The following is a 16,236-nucleotide window of genomic DNA, read 5'->3' as shown; positions in this document are numbered from 1 at the left end:
CGTACGCCCCTCGGCGTGCGACGAACGGCACCGCCGCGCCGCCGGACGGTCGCCGTCGCCCGGCCGGCGGTCGGCCGGAAGGCCGCCGTGGCCGCCCCGGCTCAGCCGGTCGCCTGGCGCATCAGGAGGTCCCGCAGCTCCCGCGCGTGCCTGCGGCTCACCTGGAGCTCCGCCGAGCCCACCCGGACGCTGGTGGTGCCCGCGTCCAGTCTCAGCTCGTCGATCCGGGACAGCGCCACCAGATGACGGCGGTGGATCCGTACGAACCCGCGCGCCGCCCACCGCTCCTCCAGCGTGGACAGCGGGATCCGGACCAGATGGCTGCCCTCGTCGGTGTGCAGCCGGGCGTAGTCGCCCTGGGCCTCGACGTAGGCGATGTCGGCGATCGCCACGAACCGGGTGACCCCGCCCAGTTCGACGGCGATCTGCTCCGGCGCGCGGTCGGCGACGGTGACCTCGGCCGCCGGGCGGCGCGGCACCGGTACGACGGGCAGGGCCGGCGCGGCCGGCGCGGCAGCGGCGAACGGACCGCCCGGCGCGCCCCCGGTGGCGGCCGCCGGAGCCTCCCCGGCCCGGCCCAGCTGCGCGCACGCGCGCCGCACGGCCTCGGCGAGCCGCTCCGGGCGTACGGGCTTGAGTACGTAGTCCACGGCCTTGAGGTCGAAGGCCTGCACGGCGAACCCCTCGTGGGCGGTGACGAACACGATCAGCGGCGGCCGGGCGAACCCGGCCAGCAGCCGGGCGATGTCCAGCCCGGTCAGCCCGGCCATGTGGATGTCCAGGAAGACCACGTCGATGCCGTCGGCCCCGTCCGGGCCGGTCTCCAGCGCCCGGGTGATCCGGCGCAGCGCCTCGGTGGCGTCCGAGGCCCCCTCCGCGCTGAGGATCCGCGGATCGGAGCGCAGCAGGTAGAGGAGCTCCTCCAGGAGCGGCTTCTCGTCGTCGACGGCCAGTACGCGCAGCATGCGGTGGAGTCTATGGACGAGTGCGCCGCGGGGAAACGGTGCGCGGCCCGCCTGCCGGGGGGGAGGGGGCAGGGGGCCGCGCGGCTCAAAGGTGGGGGAGGGGGGAGGGCGGTGGTCAGGAGGTGGGGGAGTGGAGGGCGGTCAGGAGGTGGTGATCAGCTTGCCGTCGGGCGAGACCGCGTACCAGGTGCCGCCGACGCCCTGCCCGTTGATGTCGCCGGCCTTCTTGTCGCCGGTGAAGGTGTAGACGGGCCAGCAGTCGATCGCCTGCTGCTTCTTGCCGTCGGGGCGGTCCAGTACGGAGTAGCCCTTCTCCACGATGCCCTTGGCGTTGGCCTTGTCCACCGGGGGCACCACCGGCCACTTGGCCACGCAGTCGCCGGTGCAGTTGGAGGCCATCGGCCACGCGGTGTCCTTCTTGAAGCGGTACACGGTCATGCCGTTGCCGTCGACGATGTGCTCGCCGAGCTTGGGGTCCTTGGCCACGGTCAGGGCGCCCGCGGCCGGCTGCGCGCCGCCCGCCTCGGGGGCGGCACCGGTGCCGGGAGCGGTGCCCGAGCCGCCGGCCGCCTTCGCGGCCTTCTTCCCGTCGGGTGCGAGTGCGAACCAGGTGCCGCCCACGCCCTGCCCGTTCAGGTCGCCCGCCTTGGCGTCCTTGGCGTAGCGGTACACCGGCCAGCCCCCCACGGTCAGCTGCTTGCTGCCGTCGCCGCGGACCACCTCGCCGAGCACCGACGGGTCCATGCCGGCGGCGGCGGTGGCGTCGCCGGCCGCGACCACCGGCCAGGTCTTGGCGCAGTCCCCTTCGCAGTTGGACTTCGGGGGCTTGGCGGTGTCCTTGTCGAAGCGGTAGAGCGTGAGCCCGGCACTGTCGGTGAGGACCTGGCCGACCTGCTCGTTCTGGGCGATCGCCAGCTGTCCGGCGCCCTTGGCCCCCGTCGACTCGGCGTCGCCCGGAGCCGCGCCCGCGCCGTAGTCGGAGCCGTAGTCGGATCCGGAAGCCTGGGCGGCAGCGGCAGCGGCAGCGGCCGGCTTGGCGTCGCCGGCCTTGCTTTCGTACCCGCCGTCGCAGGCCGTGGAGGTCAGTGCGACGACGACTGCCACGGCGGCCAGGGTGGTTGCGCGCTTCATGCCCATCTTGATCTCTCCCACGTGTGGTGTCTCCGTGTCCGCCGCCCGTCTCCGGTGCGTCGGCAACTGTGTGAAGGACACGCCCTGTTGGGGTCGATCTGTTCAAGCCGATGCGTGTGGGCTGTTTCACTCACCCCGTTCCGAACCCGGCACGCCGCAGAGCCGTGGCCACAGCGAGGCCGAGTACCTGGTGTCCGGCGTCGTTGGGGTGGAGTCCGTCCGCCAGGTGCTCGGGACCGAGCAGGTCACGGCCCGGGAGCACGGCGAGGCGGTCGTCCCCGGCGGCCATCCGGTCCCGCGTGGCGCGCTCCATCGCGTCGCGCAGGGCGCCCAGGGTGGCGCCCAGCTTGTTCGGGGTGCGCTCGGCGTCGGGCCGTAGGACGGGGGAGACCAGCAGGATCGGGGTCCGCGGGTGCCCCTGGCGGACCAGGTCGAGGAAGGCGCGGGTGGTCTCGTAGAGCAGCGGGGCGGAAAAGGGCACCCGGGACCAGCAGTTGGTGCCGAAGGCGAGGGTGAGGACGTCGGCGGGCAGGCCGGCGAGCTGTTCGGCCGTGGCGAGCTCCCCGCGGGCGGCGCCCGCGTAGCCGAGGTTCACGGTGTCCCAGCCCAGCGCCCGGCCGGTGACCGCGGGCCAGCCGTGGGCGGGGCGGGTGGACCACCAGCCCTCGGTGATGGAGTCGCCGTGCACGATCCAGCGCGGGGCGGGCGGCGGCGGGGCGAGCGGGCCGCCGATTCCGCGCAGGCCGAGGACCAGCGGGGACTGGGTCTCGGGCGGGTGGATGGTGAACGGGCCGCCACCGCCGGGAAGTTCGATCCGTACGACGGCTTCGGCGGCCGGTTCGGTGAACACCTCGCGGACCACCCCGTGCCGGTCCCACAGGGCGAAGCCGTGCGCGAGGTCGCGCAGGGCGTCGGTGGGGCCGGGAACCGTGGCCCGGTAGCGGATCTCCACCGCCCGCGCGGTCCCGGTGGTGAATTCCAGCCGGACCCCGATGGGCAGGGTGGCCCGCTCGCCGGTGTCCCAGGGCAGCCGCATGGTGTCGGCCGGGTCGGCCCGCACCGGGCGCCCCTTGTCCAGCCAGGCCACCCCGCGCAGGAAGGGTCCGGGGTCCTGCCACTCCTCGTCGGCGCCGATCGGTCCTCTCACGCGTCTCCTCCGTTCGCCGGGTGCGGGAATCCGCGGCCGGGTGCCGCGCCCCGCCCGCCCCCGGGCCGCCGGGTTCACCCGTACCCCGCCGGGGCCCGGATCGACCGCCGACGGGCGGACCGGTGGGGCCGCTCGGCCCCGGCCGCACGCTGCGGCAGATCTGATGAAGTGTCAAGAATGGGAACGGAGCGTTACCGCGCAGTGATCGATCATCCGCGCGCAACAAAGGGCCATCCGGGACAGATCCGCGCAACGATCGTTCGTCAATGTGCAAGGATGGTGCATTACGGGCGCTATCCCTCAGCTCGTAGGCTCACTCGCTGTACGTGGAGTGGCGTGGACCGCCTGCTCGGCGGTCCCCCATGCCCAGGCGCGCTTTCCGCGCGCCTGCTCCTGCTCAGGACCGCTGCGGTCGATGCCTTATCCCCACCCGCAGTGTCAAAGGAGTCCCCCCGTGCTCGAAACCGGCCAGGCGCCACCGCTCACCTCCGAGCCCCGCAAGCCTGTGAACCCTTTGCTGCGCCGCAAGCCGGTCGAGCAGATGGTGGCCGAGGGCGGCCAGGGTGAGGGCGGCACGCTGCGCCGCTCGCTCACCATGTGGCAGCTGACGATGATCAGCATCGGCGCCACCCTGGGTACCGGCATCTTCGTCGTCCTCGGCGAGGCCGCCCCCAAGGCCGGCCCGGCCGTGACGATCTCCTTCATCATCGCGGGCCTGACCGCGCTGTTCTCGGCCCTCTCCTACGCGGAGCTGGCCGGATCCGTGCCGGTCTCCGGCTCCTCGTACTCGTACTCCTACGCGACCATGGGCGAGTTCATCGCCTGGATCTGCGGCTGGTGCCTGGTCCTGGAGTACGCCGTCTCCGTAGCGGCCGTCGCCGTCGGCTGGGGCCAGTACCTCAACGAGCTCCTCGACGGGACCATAGGCATCACCATCCCGGAGAAGCTCGGTGCCCCGCTCGGTGAGGGCGGCTGGATCAACCTGCCCTCGCTGGTCGTGGTCCTGCTCGCCATGGTCTTCCTGATGCGCGGCGCCAAGGAGAGCGCCATGATCAACTCGATCATGGTCGCGGTGAAGATCGTCACGCTGGTGCTCTTCATCGGCATCGGCGTCATGGGCATCAAGTCCGGCAACTACGCCCCGCTCGCCCCGCTCGGCGTCACCGGCATCAGCGCCGCCGCCTCCACGCTCTTCTTCTCGTACATCGGCTTCGACGCGGCCTCCACCGCCGGTGAGGAAGCCAAGAACCCGAAGAAGGACCTGCCCCGCGCGATCATGCTCTCGCTGGGCATCGTCACCGTCCTGTACGTCCTCGTCGCCTTCGTCGCCGTCGGCGCCATGCCGTGGCAGGACTTCGAGGGCACCGAGGCCGCGCTGGCCCAGATCATGACCGACGTCACCGGTACCAGCGTCTGGGGCGTCGTCCTCGCCGCCGGCGCCGTGGTCGCCATCGCCTCCGTCGTCTTCGCCGTCCTCTACGGCCAGACCCGCATCCTCTTCGCGATGTCCCGCGACGGCCTGGTCCCCAAGGTCTTCGCCAAGGTCGACGAGAAGACGGGCGCCCCGCGCGCCAACGTCGTGATCGTCTCCATCTTCTGTGGCGCCCTCGCCGCGTTCGTCCCCCTGGGCGAGCTCGCCAACGCGACCAGCATCGGCACGCTCTTCGCCTTCGCCCTGGTCAACGTCGCCGTCGTGATCCTGCGCCGCACCAAGCCCGACATGCCGCGCACCTTCAAGGTGGCGCTGTACCCGGTCACGCCGATCCTCGGCTTCATCGCCTGCGCCTACATGATGTACAGCCTGCCGGGCGCGACCTGGGTCGCCTTCGGTGTCTGGATGGCCGTCGGCCTCGTGGTCTACTTCCTGTACGGCATCCGCCGCTCAGCATTGGCCACAGCAGAGAAGTGATCCACCCGCAGTGCGACTGAACGATCTCGACGAACGCATCGTGCACGCCCTCGCCGAGGACGCCCGCCGCTCCTACGCGGACATCGGCTCCGAGGTCGGCCTCTCCGCCCCCGCCGTGAAGCGGCGCGTGGACCGGCTGCGGGCCGAAGGTGCCATCACCGGCTTCACGGTCCGCGTGGACCCCGCCGCGATGGGCTGGGAGACCGAGGGCTTCATCGAGATCTACTGTCGCCACAACACCTCGCCGGACGACATCCGGCGAGGTCTGGAGCGGTACCCCGAGGTGGTGTCCGCGTCGACCGTCACCGGCGACGCGGACGCCCTCGTCCAGGTCTTCGCCTCCGACATGCGGCACTTCGAGCGGGTACTGGAACGCATCGCGGGCGAACCCTTCGTGGAACGCACCAAGTCCGTCCTGGTCCTCTCCCCGCTCCTGCGCCGCTTCACCTCGGGCGCGCCCGCATAGCCGGGCCCGCACGGCCGGGCCCGCGCGGCTAGGCCCGCAGAGCCGGCTCCACCCGGGCGAGCCGGGCGTGCCGTTCCTCCTCCGTGAGCCCGCCCCAGACGCCGAACGGCTCACGGGTGCGCAGCGCGTGATCGAGGCAGGCGGCCCGCACGGGGCACCCCGCGCAGACCCGCTTGGCGGCGGCATCCCGCTCCTCCCGGTCCTCGCCGCGCTCTCCGGCGGGATGGAAGAAGCGGCCGGAGCCCAGATCCCGGCAGGCCGCCCGGGACTGCCACTGCCAGAAGTGGTGCGCGGCGCCGGGCAGGCGTGAGACGTCGGTCATGGCAGTTCCTTTCTTTGGGTTGTCCCCGCGTCTGACCGCTGGACGGCCCGCGAAACCCCGCCGTAGTCGACGTCCTGCGGGTCACGCCTCCTTGGCCGGCGTACGGAGCCCCAGGAAGTCCGGCCGGCGCCGCAGGGTGAACCCCATCGACTCGTAGAGCCGCACCGCCCCCGTGTTCTGGGCCGCCGCGTGCAGGAACGGGCTGTCCCCGCGCTCGCGTACCGCGGCCGCGACCGCTCGTATCAGCCGGGCCGCCAGGCCCCGGCCCCGGTGGTCCGGGTGCGTGCACACCGCGCTGATCTCCGACCAGCCCGCCGGCCGCATCCGCTCCCCGGCCATCGCGACGAGCCGCCCCTCGCGGCGGATCCCGAGGTAGGTGCCCAGTTCGACGGTCCGGTCCATGAACGGGCCCGGCTTGGTCAGCTCGACCAGCTCCAGCATCTCCGGCACGTCGCCGGGCCCCAGCGCGACCGCCTCGGGCGCGGCCTCGGCCCGTACCGCCCGGCCGTCCAGCTGTACGCCGGGAATCGCCGCCACGGTCTCCCAGCCCGGCGGCGGGGTCAGCAGCCCGGTCACCCAGACCCCCTCGCCGGGTCCGGCCAGCGCCGCCAGATCCGCCCACGCACGGGGGTCCCGCGGGTCGGCCAGCGCCGCGAACGGGCTCGCGTCCAGCGCGTAGCGGGCGGCCAGGCCCGCGGGCCCGTGCTCGGCGAAGGCGCGGTGCGGTCCGGTCAGCGCGGCCCAGACCGGGTTGTCGAGCGCGTCGAGTACGTCGGGTACCTCGGGGGACATCGGTGCGGAGCTCCCTTTCCGTCGGTGCGGCCGTCACCGCCTTCTTGACGGCCCCATGCGCCACCACGAGACTGCGGAAGACGGCCACGACGGCCGGCGCCCGCCCCGGGAAGCCTAACGACCGCGGCACGGGCCTTGGAGGACGGGACGGGGGCGGGACCGGTGGACACAAGGACCCTCCGCCGCTGGTGGCTGACCCGGCGCCTGCACATCGACCTCCTGCGGGTGTGCAGCGCATTCACCACGCGAGGCTGAGCCCCTCCGGACAAGCACGGGCGACCCGGACCGCGCGCGCCCCGCGCCGCCGGGAACACCGCCCCGCCCAGGCCACTTCCGCGCGCCCGCCCCAGGAGAGTCATGTCGTACACCGCCCTGCCCCGCACCGGTCCGGCCCCCGCCCTGCGCGGCCGCATCGGGACCGGCTTCTCCCCCGTCCCGCACCGCTACCGCCTGTACCTCTCCGCCGGCTGTCCGCGCTCCCGGCAGGTGACGGCGGCCCTCGCCCTGCTGGGCATCGAGGACTCCGTCCGCGCCACCGTCCTCGGCGACGACACCGCGGCACCCGGGCACACCGAACTGCGCCTCGCGTACGAGGCGGCGGGCCACCACTTCGACGGCACCCCGACGGTCCCCGCCCTCGTAGACACCTGGAGCGGCCGGGTGGTCTGCGACCACGCCCCCGACATCCTCGACGACCTCCGTTTCCTGGCCTCGCACCCGGCCTTCCGCACGGGCTCCTGAGGGGGATCGCGGGGGCTCTCACCAGGCCCGCAGGGCCAGTGCGGGTCCCCGCGCAACGAATCTCCGGGCAGGCGGTGGAACACGCAACGAATCGATGCGCGCAGCGCAACGGTCACGGCTTGTCCGGGTCGAACGCGCGAACGTACCGTCTAAGGACCCCACCCCTCCTGCCACAGAGGTAGTCCATGCCCCCGCTGCGCACCGCCCTCCTCCAGAGCTCCGGACGGCTCGGCGACACCGCCGAGAACCTCAAGGCGCTCGACGAGGCCGCGGCGCGCGCCGCACAGGACGGGGCCGGGCTCCTCGTGACCTCGGAGATGTTCCTGACCGGCTACGCCCTCGCGGTCGAGGACATCGCCGGTCTCGCGGAGCCCGCCGACGGCGAGTCCGCCCACGTCATCGGCGGCATCGCCCGCCGTCACGGGATCGCGGTCCTCTACGGCTACCCCGAGCGGGACGGCGACACCGTCTACAACGCGGCGCAGCTCGTCGGCCCGGACGGCGCCCGGCTCGCGAACTACCGCAAGACCCACCTCTTCGGCTGCTTCGAGCAGGAAGCCTTCACCCCCGGCGACACCCCCGTCGTACAGGCGGACCTGCACGGCCTCCGCATCGGCATCATGATCTGCTACGACGTGGAGTTCCCCGAGAACGTCCGGGCGCACGCGCTCGCCGGCACCGACTTCCTGCTGGTGCCGACCGCGCAGATGCACCCGTTCCAGTTCGTCGCCGAACAGCTCGTCCCCGTACGGGCCTTCGAGAACCAGATGTACATCGCGTACGTCAACCGCACCGGCCCGGAAGGCGAGTTCGAGTTCGTCGGACTCAGCTGCCTGGCGAACCCCGACGGGGTCACCCGGACCCGGGCCGGCCGCGGCGAGGAGCTGGTGTTCGGCGAGGCCGATCCCGAGCTGCTGGCCGCCTCGCGCGAGAACAATCCGTACCTGCGCGACCGCCGCCCCGGGCTCTACGCCTCCCTCGTCTGAGTCCCGCCAGCGCCCTCCCCCTGCCCCACCCCCGCTAGGAGCCGTACCCCATGACGTCCACGGTGCCCACCACCGCCGTCCCGCACAGCGACGGACAGCCCCCGATCACCATGTTCGGGCCGGACTTCCCGTACGCGTACGACGACTTCCTCGCCCACCCGGCGGGCCTCGGTCAGATACCGGCGACCGAGCACGGCACCGAGGTCGCCGTCATCGGCGGCGGCCTGTCCGGCATCATCTCGGCCTACGAGCTCATGAAGATGGGCCTGAGGCCCGTCGTCTACGAGGCGGACCAGATCGGCGGCCGGCTGCGCACCGTCGGCTTCGAGGGCGCCGGCACCGAGGGCCTGACCGCGGAGATGGGCGCCATGCGCTTCCCGCCGTCCTCCACGGCGCTCCAGCACTACATCGACCTCGTCGGCCTGGTCACCGAGCCCTTCCCGAACCCGCTCGCCGAGGCCACCCCCTCGACGGTCGTGGACCTCAAGGGCGAGACACACTACGCCGAGACGATCGCCGACCTCCCGCAGATCTACCGGGATGTCGCCGAAGCGTGGAACGCGTGCCTCGACGAGGGCGCCGACTTCTCCGACATGAACACCGCGATGCGCGAGCGGGACGTCCCGCGCATCCGCGAGATCTGGGCCAAGCTCGTCGAGAAGCTCGACGACGAGACCTTCTACGGCTTCCTCTGCAAGTCCGAGGCCTTCCAGTCCTTCCGCAAGCGCGAGATCTTCGGCCAGGTCGGCTTCGGCACGGGCGGCTGGGACACCGACTTCCCGAACTCCATCCTGGAGATCCTCCGCGTCGTCTACACCGAGGCGGACGACCACCACCGCGGCATCGTCGGCGGCTCGCAGCAGCTGCCGGTGCGCCTGTGGGAGCGCGAGCCCGAGAAGATCGTCCACTGGGCGCAGGGCACCTCGCTGTCCTCGCTGCACGAGGGCACCCCGCGCCCGGCGGTGACCCGCCTGCACCGCACCGCGGGCAACCGCATCACGGTCACCGACGCGTCCGGCGACATCCGCACCTACCGCGCGGCGATCTTCACCGCGCAGTCCTGGATGCTGCTGTCCAAGATCGAGTGTGACGACACGCTGTTCCCGATCGACCACTGGACCGCGATGGAGCGCACCCACTACATGGAGAGCTCGAAGCTCTTCATCCCGGTGGACCGCCCGTTCTGGCTGGACAAGGCCGTCGACGACGCAGGGAACCCGACGGGCCGCGACGTCATGTCGATGACCCTCACGGACCGCATGACGCGCGGTACGTACCTCCTGGACAACGGCCCGGACAAGCCCGCCGTCATCTGCCTCTCGTACACCTGGTGCGACGACAGCCTGAAGTGGCTGCCGCTGTCCGCGAGCGAGCGGATGGAGGTCATGCTGAAGTCCCTCGGCGAGATCTACCCGAAGGTCGACATCCGCCGCCACATCATCGGCAACCCGGTGACCGTGTCCTGGGAGAACGAGCCCTACTTCATGGGCGCGTTCAAGGCCAACCTCCCCGGCCACTACCGCTACCAGCGGCGCCTGTTCACCCACTTCATGCAGGACCGCCTCCCCGAGGACAAGCGCGGCATCTTCCTCGCGGGCGACGACATCTCCTGGACGGCGGGCTGGGCCGAGGGTGCCGTCCAGACCGCCCTGAACGCGGTCTGGGGCGTCATGCACCACCTGGGCGGCACGACCGACTCCACCAACCCGGGCCCGGGCGACGTCTACGACGACATCGCCCCGGTCGAACTCCCGGAGGACTGACCTCCCCCTCCCGGACTCCGCCGGCGACACCCACGCCCCGGACCCCGTGACCACGGGCCGCCCCCGCGCAAACATCGCGGCGGCGGCCCGTACGCATGCCCGGCTGTCCGCCGCCCGCGGGAGAATCGCCCGCCCGGCGGTAAATACGGGTGCGGGTCGGGCCCGGGGTCGGCAGGGTGAGGGCATGAATGCCCCCTTCGACCAGGCCGGCTCGGGCCGATGGATCACCACCGCCGTCGAGGCGCACCTGCTGCGCGGCGCCCTCGACGTGGAACGCACCGCGCACGGGGTGCTCCCGCACCGGCTGCCCGCCCGCGCCCGCAGGCAGTTCCCCGACGCGAACCTGGCCTCGGTCGAGGCCCAGCCCTCCGGGGTGCGCCTCGCCTTCCGGACCCGGGCCACCGCCGTCGAGCTGGACGCGCTCCCCACCAAGCTGGTCTACCAGGGCGCCCCGGCCCGCCCGGACGGTGTGTACGAGCTGCTCGTCGACGGCCGCCCGGCCGGCCGGGGCAGCGTGTCGGGCGGCAACGTGCGCGTCGTCGACATGGCCACCGGGTCCGGGGACCTGCGCCCCGGCCCGCCCGGCACCGTCCGGTTCGCCGGGCTCCCCGCCGGGATGAAGGACATCGAGATCTGGCTGCCCCATACGGAGGTCACCGAGCTCATCGCCCTGCGCACCGACGCCCCGGTCGAGGACCTCCCCGACCGCGGCCGCAGGGTGTGGCTGCACCACGGCAGTTCCATCAGCCACGGCTCCTTCGCCGCCGACCCGACCGGCACCTGGCCGGCTCTCGCTGCCGCCCTGGGCGGCGTGGAGCTGGTCAATCTGGGATTCGGCGGCAACGCCCTGCTCGACCCCTTCACCGCGCGCGCCATCCGGGACACTCCCGCGGACCTGATCAGCCTCAAGATCGGCATCAATCTGGTCAACCACGACCTGATGCGCTTGCGTGCCTTCGTCCCGGCCGTGCACGGATTCCTCGACACCGTCCGCGAGGGGCACCCCACCACCCCGCTGCTGGTCGTCTCTCCCGTGCTGTGTCCCATCCACGAGGACACCCCGGGCCCCACCGGGGTGGACTTCGAGGGCGGAGAGCTGCGCTGCCGGGCGCTCGGCGACCCGGCGGACCGGGCCGCCGGGCGGCTGACGCTCGGCGTCATCCGGGACGAACTGGCGCGCGTCACCGCTCAGCGGGCGGCCGACGACCCGAACCTGCACCACCTCGACGGCCGCGCCCTCTACGGCGAAGCGGACTTCGCCGAACTGCCCCTGCCCGACCGGCTCCACCCGGACCCGGCCGGCCACCGCCGCATCGGCGAACGCTTCGCGGAACTGGCCTTCGGCGGCCGCGGTCCGTTCGCCGTCACAGGTGGCTGAGCCGGCCCGGTGTCAGCAGGCAGCGGCCGACCAGGCCGACGCCGGCGTCGAGGGACTCCCGGAACTCCTCGGCCAGGTCGGGGGAGCGGCGCAGCGTCCACAGCAGGCGGGCCGCCGCCCAGGCACCGGCGCGGGCGCGCTCCAGGCTCCACGAGCCGACCAGGTGGGTGAGCGGGTCGGCGATCTCCAGGAGGTCCGGGCCGGGCATCAGCTCCTCCCGGATGTGCTCCTCCAGGGCGACCAGGATGTCGCCGACCCGGTCGAAATCGGCTTCGAGGGCGGCCGGTTCGCAGTCCAGGGCGCGGCAGGTGGACACGACCGCCACCGCCAGGTCGTGGCCGATGTGCGCGTTGATCCCGGCCAGCGCGTGCTGGAGCGGCCGGATCCCGGGGTGGCGCCGGTACTGGAGCAGCGGCCGCCAGCAGGCCGGAGCCCGGTCCGCCTCCACCGCCGCCAGGTACCGCTCCGCGAACCGCACGCTGAGGGTCTGCGCCCGCCGCGGCGCCGGGAACCCGCCGTGTTCGATCCGCTGGTGCAGGGTCTGCGTCACCGTCAGGTAGACCCGGTTGAAGACGGCGACACCGTCCTGCGGCGGGAGCCGCTCGTCCAGGGCGCGCATCCGCGCCAGCACCGCTTCCATGGGAGGCAGAGTCGCAGGCGCCGAGCCGGATCCGGGTAACTTGGCCGTACGCTTCGCCGGTTCGGGCGAAACCGCGTCAACGCGGCGTGTCCGGGCCGTCCTGATCATCGTAGGCGGAGGTGCCCTCGTCGAGCAGGGGCTCCTGCTCCTTCATGTGCGCCGGGGCGAAGTACCGCAGCGTGTGGTAGCCGGTGATCACCACGATCGTGCCCAGCGCGATACCGCCCAGCTCGAAGCTGTCGGTGATCTGCAGCTTGACCCCGCCGACGCCGATGACGATGCCCGCCGCGGCAGGCACCAGGTTCAGCGGATTGCGCAGATCCACCCGGCCGCCCATCCAGATCTGGGCGCCGAGCAGGCCGATCATGCCGTACAGGATGACGGTGATGCCGCCCAGCACCCCGCCGGGGATCGCGGCGACGACCGCCCCGAACTTGGGGCACAGGCCGAAGAGCAGCGCGAACCCGGCCGCCGTCCAGTACGCCGCCGTGGAGTAGACCCGGGTGGCCGCCATGACGCCGATGTTCTCGGAGTACGTCGTGTTCGGCGGCCCGCCGACCGCCGTGGACAGCATGGACGCGGCGCCGTCGGCCGCGATGGCGGTGCCGAGCTTGTCGTCCAGCGGGTCGCCGGTCATCTCGCCGACGGCCTTGACGTGACCGGCGTTCTCGGCGATCAGCGCGATCACCACGGGCAGGGCGATCAGGATCGCCGACCACTCGAACTGCGGCGCGTGGAAGGACGGCAGCCCGATCCAGTCGGCCGCGCCGACCCCGGAGAGGTCCAGGCGCCAGTGGTCCACTGCCTCGCCGCCGCCCACCGTGGAGTGGATCTTGCCCAGGACGCGGTCGAGGACCCAGGAGAGCCCGTACCCGAAGACCAGTCCCAGGAAGATCGCGATCCGCGACCAGAACCCGCGCAGGCAGACCAGGGCGAGCCCCGTGACCAGCATCGTCAGCAACGCCGTCCACTGGTCCTGCGGCCAGTACGTCGAAGCCGTCACCGGCGCCAGGTTGAAGCCGATCAGCATCACCACCGCGCCCGTCACCACCGGAGGCATCGTCGCGTGGATGATCCGCGCCCCGAAGCGCTGCACGGCGAGGCCGGCCAGGAACAGCGCCGCGCCCACGACGAAGACGGCGCCGGTCACGACCGCGCTGTCGCCGCCCGAGGCGCGGATCGCCGCCGCGACACCGACGAAGGAGAGGGAGCAGCCCAGGTACGAGGGGACCCGGCCGCGCGTCGCCAGCAGGAAGATCACCGTCGCGACGCCGGACATCATGATGGCCAGGTTCGGGTCCAGGCCCATCAGCACCGGCGCGACGAAACTCGCCCCGAACATCGCGACGACGTGCTGGGCGCCGAGCCCCGCCGTCCGCGGCCACGAAAGCCGCTCGTCCGGTCGGACCACCGCGCCGGGGGCGGGGGTCCGCCCGTCACCGTGCAGGGTCCAGCCCACGCCGAGGCCCATGTTCCACCACTTCCGTCGTCGCCGCTGGCCGAGCTCCCGGACCGCGAGGCGGCCAGCGATATGTTACGGGCGGATTCCGGCAGGTTCGTCCCGATCGGCCTCGGGGGCCAGGGGCGCAGCCGGCTTCTGCCGCAGTACGGCGGCCCCCGCGACCAGCGCGAACGCCAGCAGGGTGACCAGCCCGAAGGAGACCACGAGCGAGGTCGCGTCCGCCACCGCCCCGATCGCCGACGGGGCGATCAGTCCCGATGTGTACGTGATCGTCGCGACACCCGCGATGGCCTGGGCCGGGGCCGGACCGCTGCGTGCCGCCGCCGCGAAGGCAAGCGGCACCACCACCGCGATGCCGAGCCCGATCAGCCCGAAGCCGGCCAGCGCCGCCGCGGGATGGCGGGCCGTCACCACGAGCAGCCCGCCCGCGGTGGCCAGTGCGCCGCCGGCCCGGACGGTGCGCACCGCCCCGAACCGGTCCACCACCCGGTCCCCGGCGAGCCGGGCGGCGGCCATGGTGAGCGCGAAGGCGGTGGTGGAGGCCGCCGCCAGACCGGCGTCCGTGTGCAGGACGTCCCGCAGGTAGACCGCCGACCAGTCCAGACTCGCGCCCTCCGCGAAGACCGCGCAGAAGCCGATCGCCCCGATGAACAGCGCGGACTTCGGCGGCAGCGCGAAGTGCGGCGGGGCCTGCGCCTCCTGATCGCTCCTCAGGTCCAGCACCCCGCGTACGGCGAGCAGCCCGGCCGCGGTGAGGGCCAGCGCGGCGATCAGGTGGTGCAGCTGGGCGTCCGCCCCCGCCTGGGCGGCGACGGCGCCGGCGGCCGAACCGAGCAGCGCGCCCGTGCTCCACATTCCGTGCAGCGAGGACATGATCGAGCGGCCCAGCCGGTTCTCGGTCTCCACGCCGAGCGCGTTCATCGCCACGTCGGACATGCCGGAGGTGGCCCCGTACACGAAGAGCGCGAAGCACAGGGTGGGCAGGTTCGGGGCGAGGCTCGGGAGGATCAGCGACAGGGTCCACAGTGCCAGCAGTGCGCGCAGCGCGGCGCGGGCGCCGAAACGGTGGTTGATCCGCCCCGCCAGCGGCATCGCGAGCGCTGCACCCAGGGCGGGGAAGGCGAGGGCCAGGCCCAGGGCGCCCGCGCTGAGCTGGGCGTGGTCCTGGATCCAGGGGATGCGGGTGGCGAAGGAGCCGGTGACGGCGCCGTGGGCGCAGAAGACGGCGGCGATGGCGAAGCGGGCATGGCGCAGGCGCGCCGGGCTGAGGTCGTGTTCCCCGGTCATGAGGATTAAACTATCAGGGACCCTGCCTGATAGATAACGGCCTCGACTCCCTAGGATGGGCGCCGTGACCTCTGCCCTCACTCCGGTACCGATCCCGTCCCCCGCCTCACCGAGCACGGCGCGCGCCATCAACGACCGCCTGGCCCTGCAACTGCTCCAGGAGGCCGGACCACTGACGGCCACCCAGCTCAAGACCCGGACCGGCCTCTCCCGCCCGTCGGTCGCCGACCTCGTGGACCGGCTCATCGGAGCCGGGCTGATCGAGGTCGTCGGGGAATCCGGCGAACAGCGCCGCGGCCCCAACGCCAAGCTGTACGGAATCGTCGCCCGCCGCGCCCACCTCGCCGCCCTGGACGTGCGGACGGACAGCGTCACCGCCGTGGTCACCGACCTCCTCGGCCGGCCCCTGGCCGAGGCCGCCCTGCCGGTCGGCGCCCCCGAGGACGCGGTCGCGGCCCTGCTGCGCACCGCCCGCGAGGCCGGGGCCGGTGAACTGCACACCGTCGTCATCGGCGCCCCCGGCCTCGTCGCCCCCGCCACCGGCGAACTCCGCGACACCAACGGCCTGCCCGCCTGGCACCGGGACCTGGTGGCGGCGCTGCAGCGGAGCCTGACCGCCGTGGTGGCCGTCGAGAACGAGACCAACCTGGCCGCCCTCGCCGAACAGCGCCTGGGGGTGGCCCGCGATCTGGACTCCTTCGTGCTCCTGTGGCTCGGCGCAGGGGTGGGCGCGGCCGTCGTCCTGGACGGGCGGCTGCGCCGGGGCGCCTCCGGCGGGGCGGGCGAGATCGGCTTCCTCCCGGTCCCGGGCACCGGCGGCCTGCCCTCGGCGACCGACTGCGGGGGCGGATTCCACGCCCTGGCGGGCCGGGACGCCGTGACGGCGCTCGCGCGCGAGCACGGCTTCACGGGCCCGGCGCAGGAGGCGGTGGCCGGGGCCGCGGGAGAGGCCTTCCTCGACGCCCTCGCCGAGCGCCTGGCGCTGGGCGCGGCGGCGGTCGCCGCGGTCCTGGACCCGGGATGCGTGGTCCTGGGGGGCGAACTGGGCCGAGCGGGCGGCGCCGCCCTGGCGGGGCGGGTGGCCGACCGGCTGACCGCGCTCACGCCGGTCCCCACCGAGGTCCGGGCCACCGCACTCGGCGGCCCGGCGGTTCTGGAGGGGGCCCGGCTGGCCGCGCGCGAGGCGGCGCAGGAGGTGCTGTTCGGGGGGTCGCCCGGCTGACGCGTCCCAGGCGCCCCTGCCCCTT

Annotated in this window: 15 protein-coding genes; 7 read left to right on the top strand and 8 right to left on the bottom strand. The window is 73.2% G+C overall.

The window, feature by feature from the left end:
- Positions 1–101: 101 nt before the first annotated feature.
- From ACFYOB_RS34285 to ACFYOB_RS34275, 3 genes are all read right to left on the bottom strand, one after another.
- Positions 102–965, bottom strand: coding sequence for a LytR/AlgR family response regulator transcription factor (locus tag ACFYOB_RS34285; protein ID WP_388566929.1), 864 nt, complete (start codon positions 963–965; stop codon positions 102–104).
- A gap of 141 nt (positions 966–1,106) precedes the next feature.
- Positions 1,107–2,102 (bottom strand): SCO0930 family lipoprotein, encoded by a 996-nt coding sequence (locus ACFYOB_RS34280; protein WP_388567092.1) that lies wholly within the window; start codon positions 2,100–2,102, stop codon positions 1,107–1,109.
- Positions 2,103–2,226: 124 nt separating this feature from the next.
- The gene (locus ACFYOB_RS34275; RefSeq protein ID WP_388566926.1) at positions 2,227–3,243 is read right to left on the bottom strand and encodes a GDSL-type esterase/lipase family protein; all 1,017 of its coding nucleotides are present in this window, start codon (positions 3,241–3,243) and stop codon (positions 2,227–2,229) included.
- A gap of 454 nt (positions 3,244–3,697) precedes the next feature.
- Here ACFYOB_RS34275 and ACFYOB_RS34270 point away from each other — a divergent pair, with 454 nt between their 5' ends.
- Both ACFYOB_RS34270 and ACFYOB_RS34265 read left to right on the top strand, forming a co-directional pair.
- On the top strand, positions 3,698–5,152 hold the full coding sequence (locus tag ACFYOB_RS34270) for an amino acid transporter (protein WP_388566923.1): 1,455 nt from the start codon (positions 3,698–3,700) through the stop codon (positions 5,150–5,152).
- A gap of 10 nt (positions 5,153–5,162) precedes the next feature.
- On the top strand, positions 5,163–5,618 hold the full coding sequence (locus ACFYOB_RS34265; RefSeq protein WP_007262967.1) for an Lrp/AsnC family transcriptional regulator: 456 nt from the start codon (positions 5,163–5,165) through the stop codon (positions 5,616–5,618).
- Positions 5,619–5,646: 28 nt separating this feature from the next.
- Here the strand turns inward: ACFYOB_RS34265 and ACFYOB_RS34260 are convergent, their stop codons facing one another.
- The gene (locus ACFYOB_RS34260) at positions 5,647–5,940 is read right to left on the bottom strand and encodes a WhiB family transcriptional regulator (RefSeq protein WP_388566920.1); all 294 of its coding nucleotides are present in this window, start codon (positions 5,938–5,940) and stop codon (positions 5,647–5,649) included.
- 81 nt (positions 5,941–6,021) lie between these two features.
- Positions 6,022–6,732 (bottom strand): GNAT family N-acetyltransferase, encoded by a 711-nt coding sequence (locus ACFYOB_RS34255; protein WP_388566917.1) that lies wholly within the window; start codon positions 6,730–6,732, stop codon positions 6,022–6,024.
- Positions 6,733–7,089: 357 nt separating this feature from the next.
- On the opposite strand from ACFYOB_RS34255, the gene ACFYOB_RS34250 reads away from it, so the two are divergent.
- From ACFYOB_RS34250 to ACFYOB_RS34235, 4 genes are all read left to right on the top strand, one after another.
- Positions 7,090–7,473, top strand: coding sequence for a hypothetical protein (locus ACFYOB_RS34250; protein WP_388566915.1), 384 nt, complete (start codon positions 7,090–7,092; stop codon positions 7,471–7,473).
- Positions 7,474–7,658: 185 nt separating this feature from the next.
- Complete coding sequence (locus ACFYOB_RS34245) at positions 7,659–8,459, top strand: carbon-nitrogen hydrolase family protein (protein ID WP_388566912.1); 801 nt, start codon at positions 7,659–7,661, stop codon at positions 8,457–8,459.
- 50 nt (positions 8,460–8,509) lie between these two features.
- Positions 8,510–10,222: a flavin monoamine oxidase family protein gene (locus tag ACFYOB_RS34240; protein ID WP_388566909.1), complete on the top strand. Its 1,713-nt coding sequence runs from the start codon at positions 8,510–8,512 to the stop codon at positions 10,220–10,222.
- A 184-nt stretch (positions 10,223–10,406) separates the two neighbouring features.
- A complete protein-coding gene (locus tag ACFYOB_RS34235; protein WP_388566906.1) occupies positions 10,407–11,600 on the top strand; it encodes a GDSL-type esterase/lipase family protein in 1,194 nt (397 codons plus the stop codon).
- Here ACFYOB_RS34235 and ACFYOB_RS34230 read toward each other — a convergent pair.
- The 3 genes from ACFYOB_RS34230 to ACFYOB_RS34220 form a co-directional block, all read right to left on the bottom strand.
- Positions 11,587–12,240 (bottom strand): DUF5995 family protein, encoded by a 654-nt coding sequence (locus ACFYOB_RS34230; protein ID WP_388566904.1) that lies wholly within the window; start codon positions 12,238–12,240, stop codon positions 11,587–11,589. The two genes, ACFYOB_RS34235 and ACFYOB_RS34230, sit on opposite strands and share 14 nt — an antisense overlap.
- Before the next feature lie 76 nt (positions 12,241–12,316).
- Entirely contained in the window at positions 12,317–13,711 is a 1,395-nt protein-coding gene (locus tag ACFYOB_RS34225) for a uracil-xanthine permease family protein (RefSeq protein ID WP_388566901.1), read from the bottom strand.
- 63 nt (positions 13,712–13,774) lie between these two features.
- Complete coding sequence (locus ACFYOB_RS34220) at positions 13,775–14,989, bottom strand: MFS transporter (RefSeq protein ID WP_388566898.1); 1,215 nt, start codon at positions 14,987–14,989, stop codon at positions 13,775–13,777.
- 55 nt (positions 14,990–15,044) lie between these two features.
- On the opposite strand from ACFYOB_RS34220, the gene ACFYOB_RS34215 reads away from it, so the two are divergent.
- Positions 15,045–16,211, top strand: coding sequence for an ROK family transcriptional regulator (locus ACFYOB_RS34215; protein WP_388566895.1), 1,167 nt, complete (start codon positions 15,045–15,047; stop codon positions 16,209–16,211).
- The last annotated feature ends 25 nt before the right edge of the window (positions 16,212–16,236 follow it).

The sequence above is a fragment of the Streptomyces sp. NPDC006463 genome, assembly GCF_042870715.1.
Classification (GTDB): domain Bacteria; phylum Actinomycetota; class Actinomycetes; order Streptomycetales; family Streptomycetaceae; genus Streptomyces.
The sequence above is the reverse complement of the archived record's forward strand: the minus strand, read 5'-3'. Positions and strand labels throughout refer to the sequence as shown.

What these genes read in the sequence shown, in the direction of transcription:
- ACFYOB_RS34285 (WP_388566929.1), bottom strand. Translation starts at nt 965, where the DNA reads ATGCTGCGCGTACTGGCCGTCGACGACGAGAAGCCGCTCCTGGAGGAG.
- ACFYOB_RS34280 (WP_388567092.1), bottom strand. Translation starts at nt 2,102, where the DNA reads ATGGGCATGAAGCGCGCAACCACCCTGGCCGCCGTGGCAGTCGTCGTC.
- ACFYOB_RS34260 (WP_388566920.1), bottom strand. Translation starts at nt 5,940, where the DNA reads ATGACCGACGTCTCACGCCTGCCCGGCGCCGCGCACCACTTCTGGCAG.
- ACFYOB_RS34255 (WP_388566917.1), bottom strand. Translation starts at nt 6,732, where the DNA reads ATGTCCCCCGAGGTACCCGACGTACTCGACGCGCTCGACAACCCGGTC.
- ACFYOB_RS34250 (WP_388566915.1), top strand. Translation starts at nt 7,090, where the DNA reads ATGTCGTACACCGCCCTGCCCCGCACCGGTCCGGCCCCCGCCCTGCGC.
- ACFYOB_RS34245 (WP_388566912.1), top strand. Translation starts at nt 7,659, where the DNA reads ATGCCCCCGCTGCGCACCGCCCTCCTCCAGAGCTCCGGACGGCTCGGC.
- ACFYOB_RS34240 (WP_388566909.1), top strand. Translation starts at nt 8,510, where the DNA reads ATGACGTCCACGGTGCCCACCACCGCCGTCCCGCACAGCGACGGACAG.
- ACFYOB_RS34235 (WP_388566906.1), top strand. Translation starts at nt 10,407, where the DNA reads ATGAATGCCCCCTTCGACCAGGCCGGCTCGGGCCGATGGATCACCACC.
- ACFYOB_RS34230 (WP_388566904.1), bottom strand. Translation starts at nt 12,240, where the DNA reads ATGGAAGCGGTGCTGGCGCGGATGCGCGCCCTGGACGAGCGGCTCCCG.
- ACFYOB_RS34225 (WP_388566901.1), bottom strand. Translation starts at nt 13,711, where the DNA reads ATGGGCCTCGGCGTGGGCTGGACCCTGCACGGTGACGGGCGGACCCCC.
- ACFYOB_RS34220 (WP_388566898.1), bottom strand. Translation starts at nt 14,989, where the DNA reads ATGACCGGGGAACACGACCTCAGCCCGGCGCGCCTGCGCCATGCCCGC.
- ACFYOB_RS34215 (WP_388566895.1), top strand. Translation starts at nt 15,045, where the DNA reads ATGGGCGCCGTGACCTCTGCCCTCACTCCGGTACCGATCCCGTCCCCC.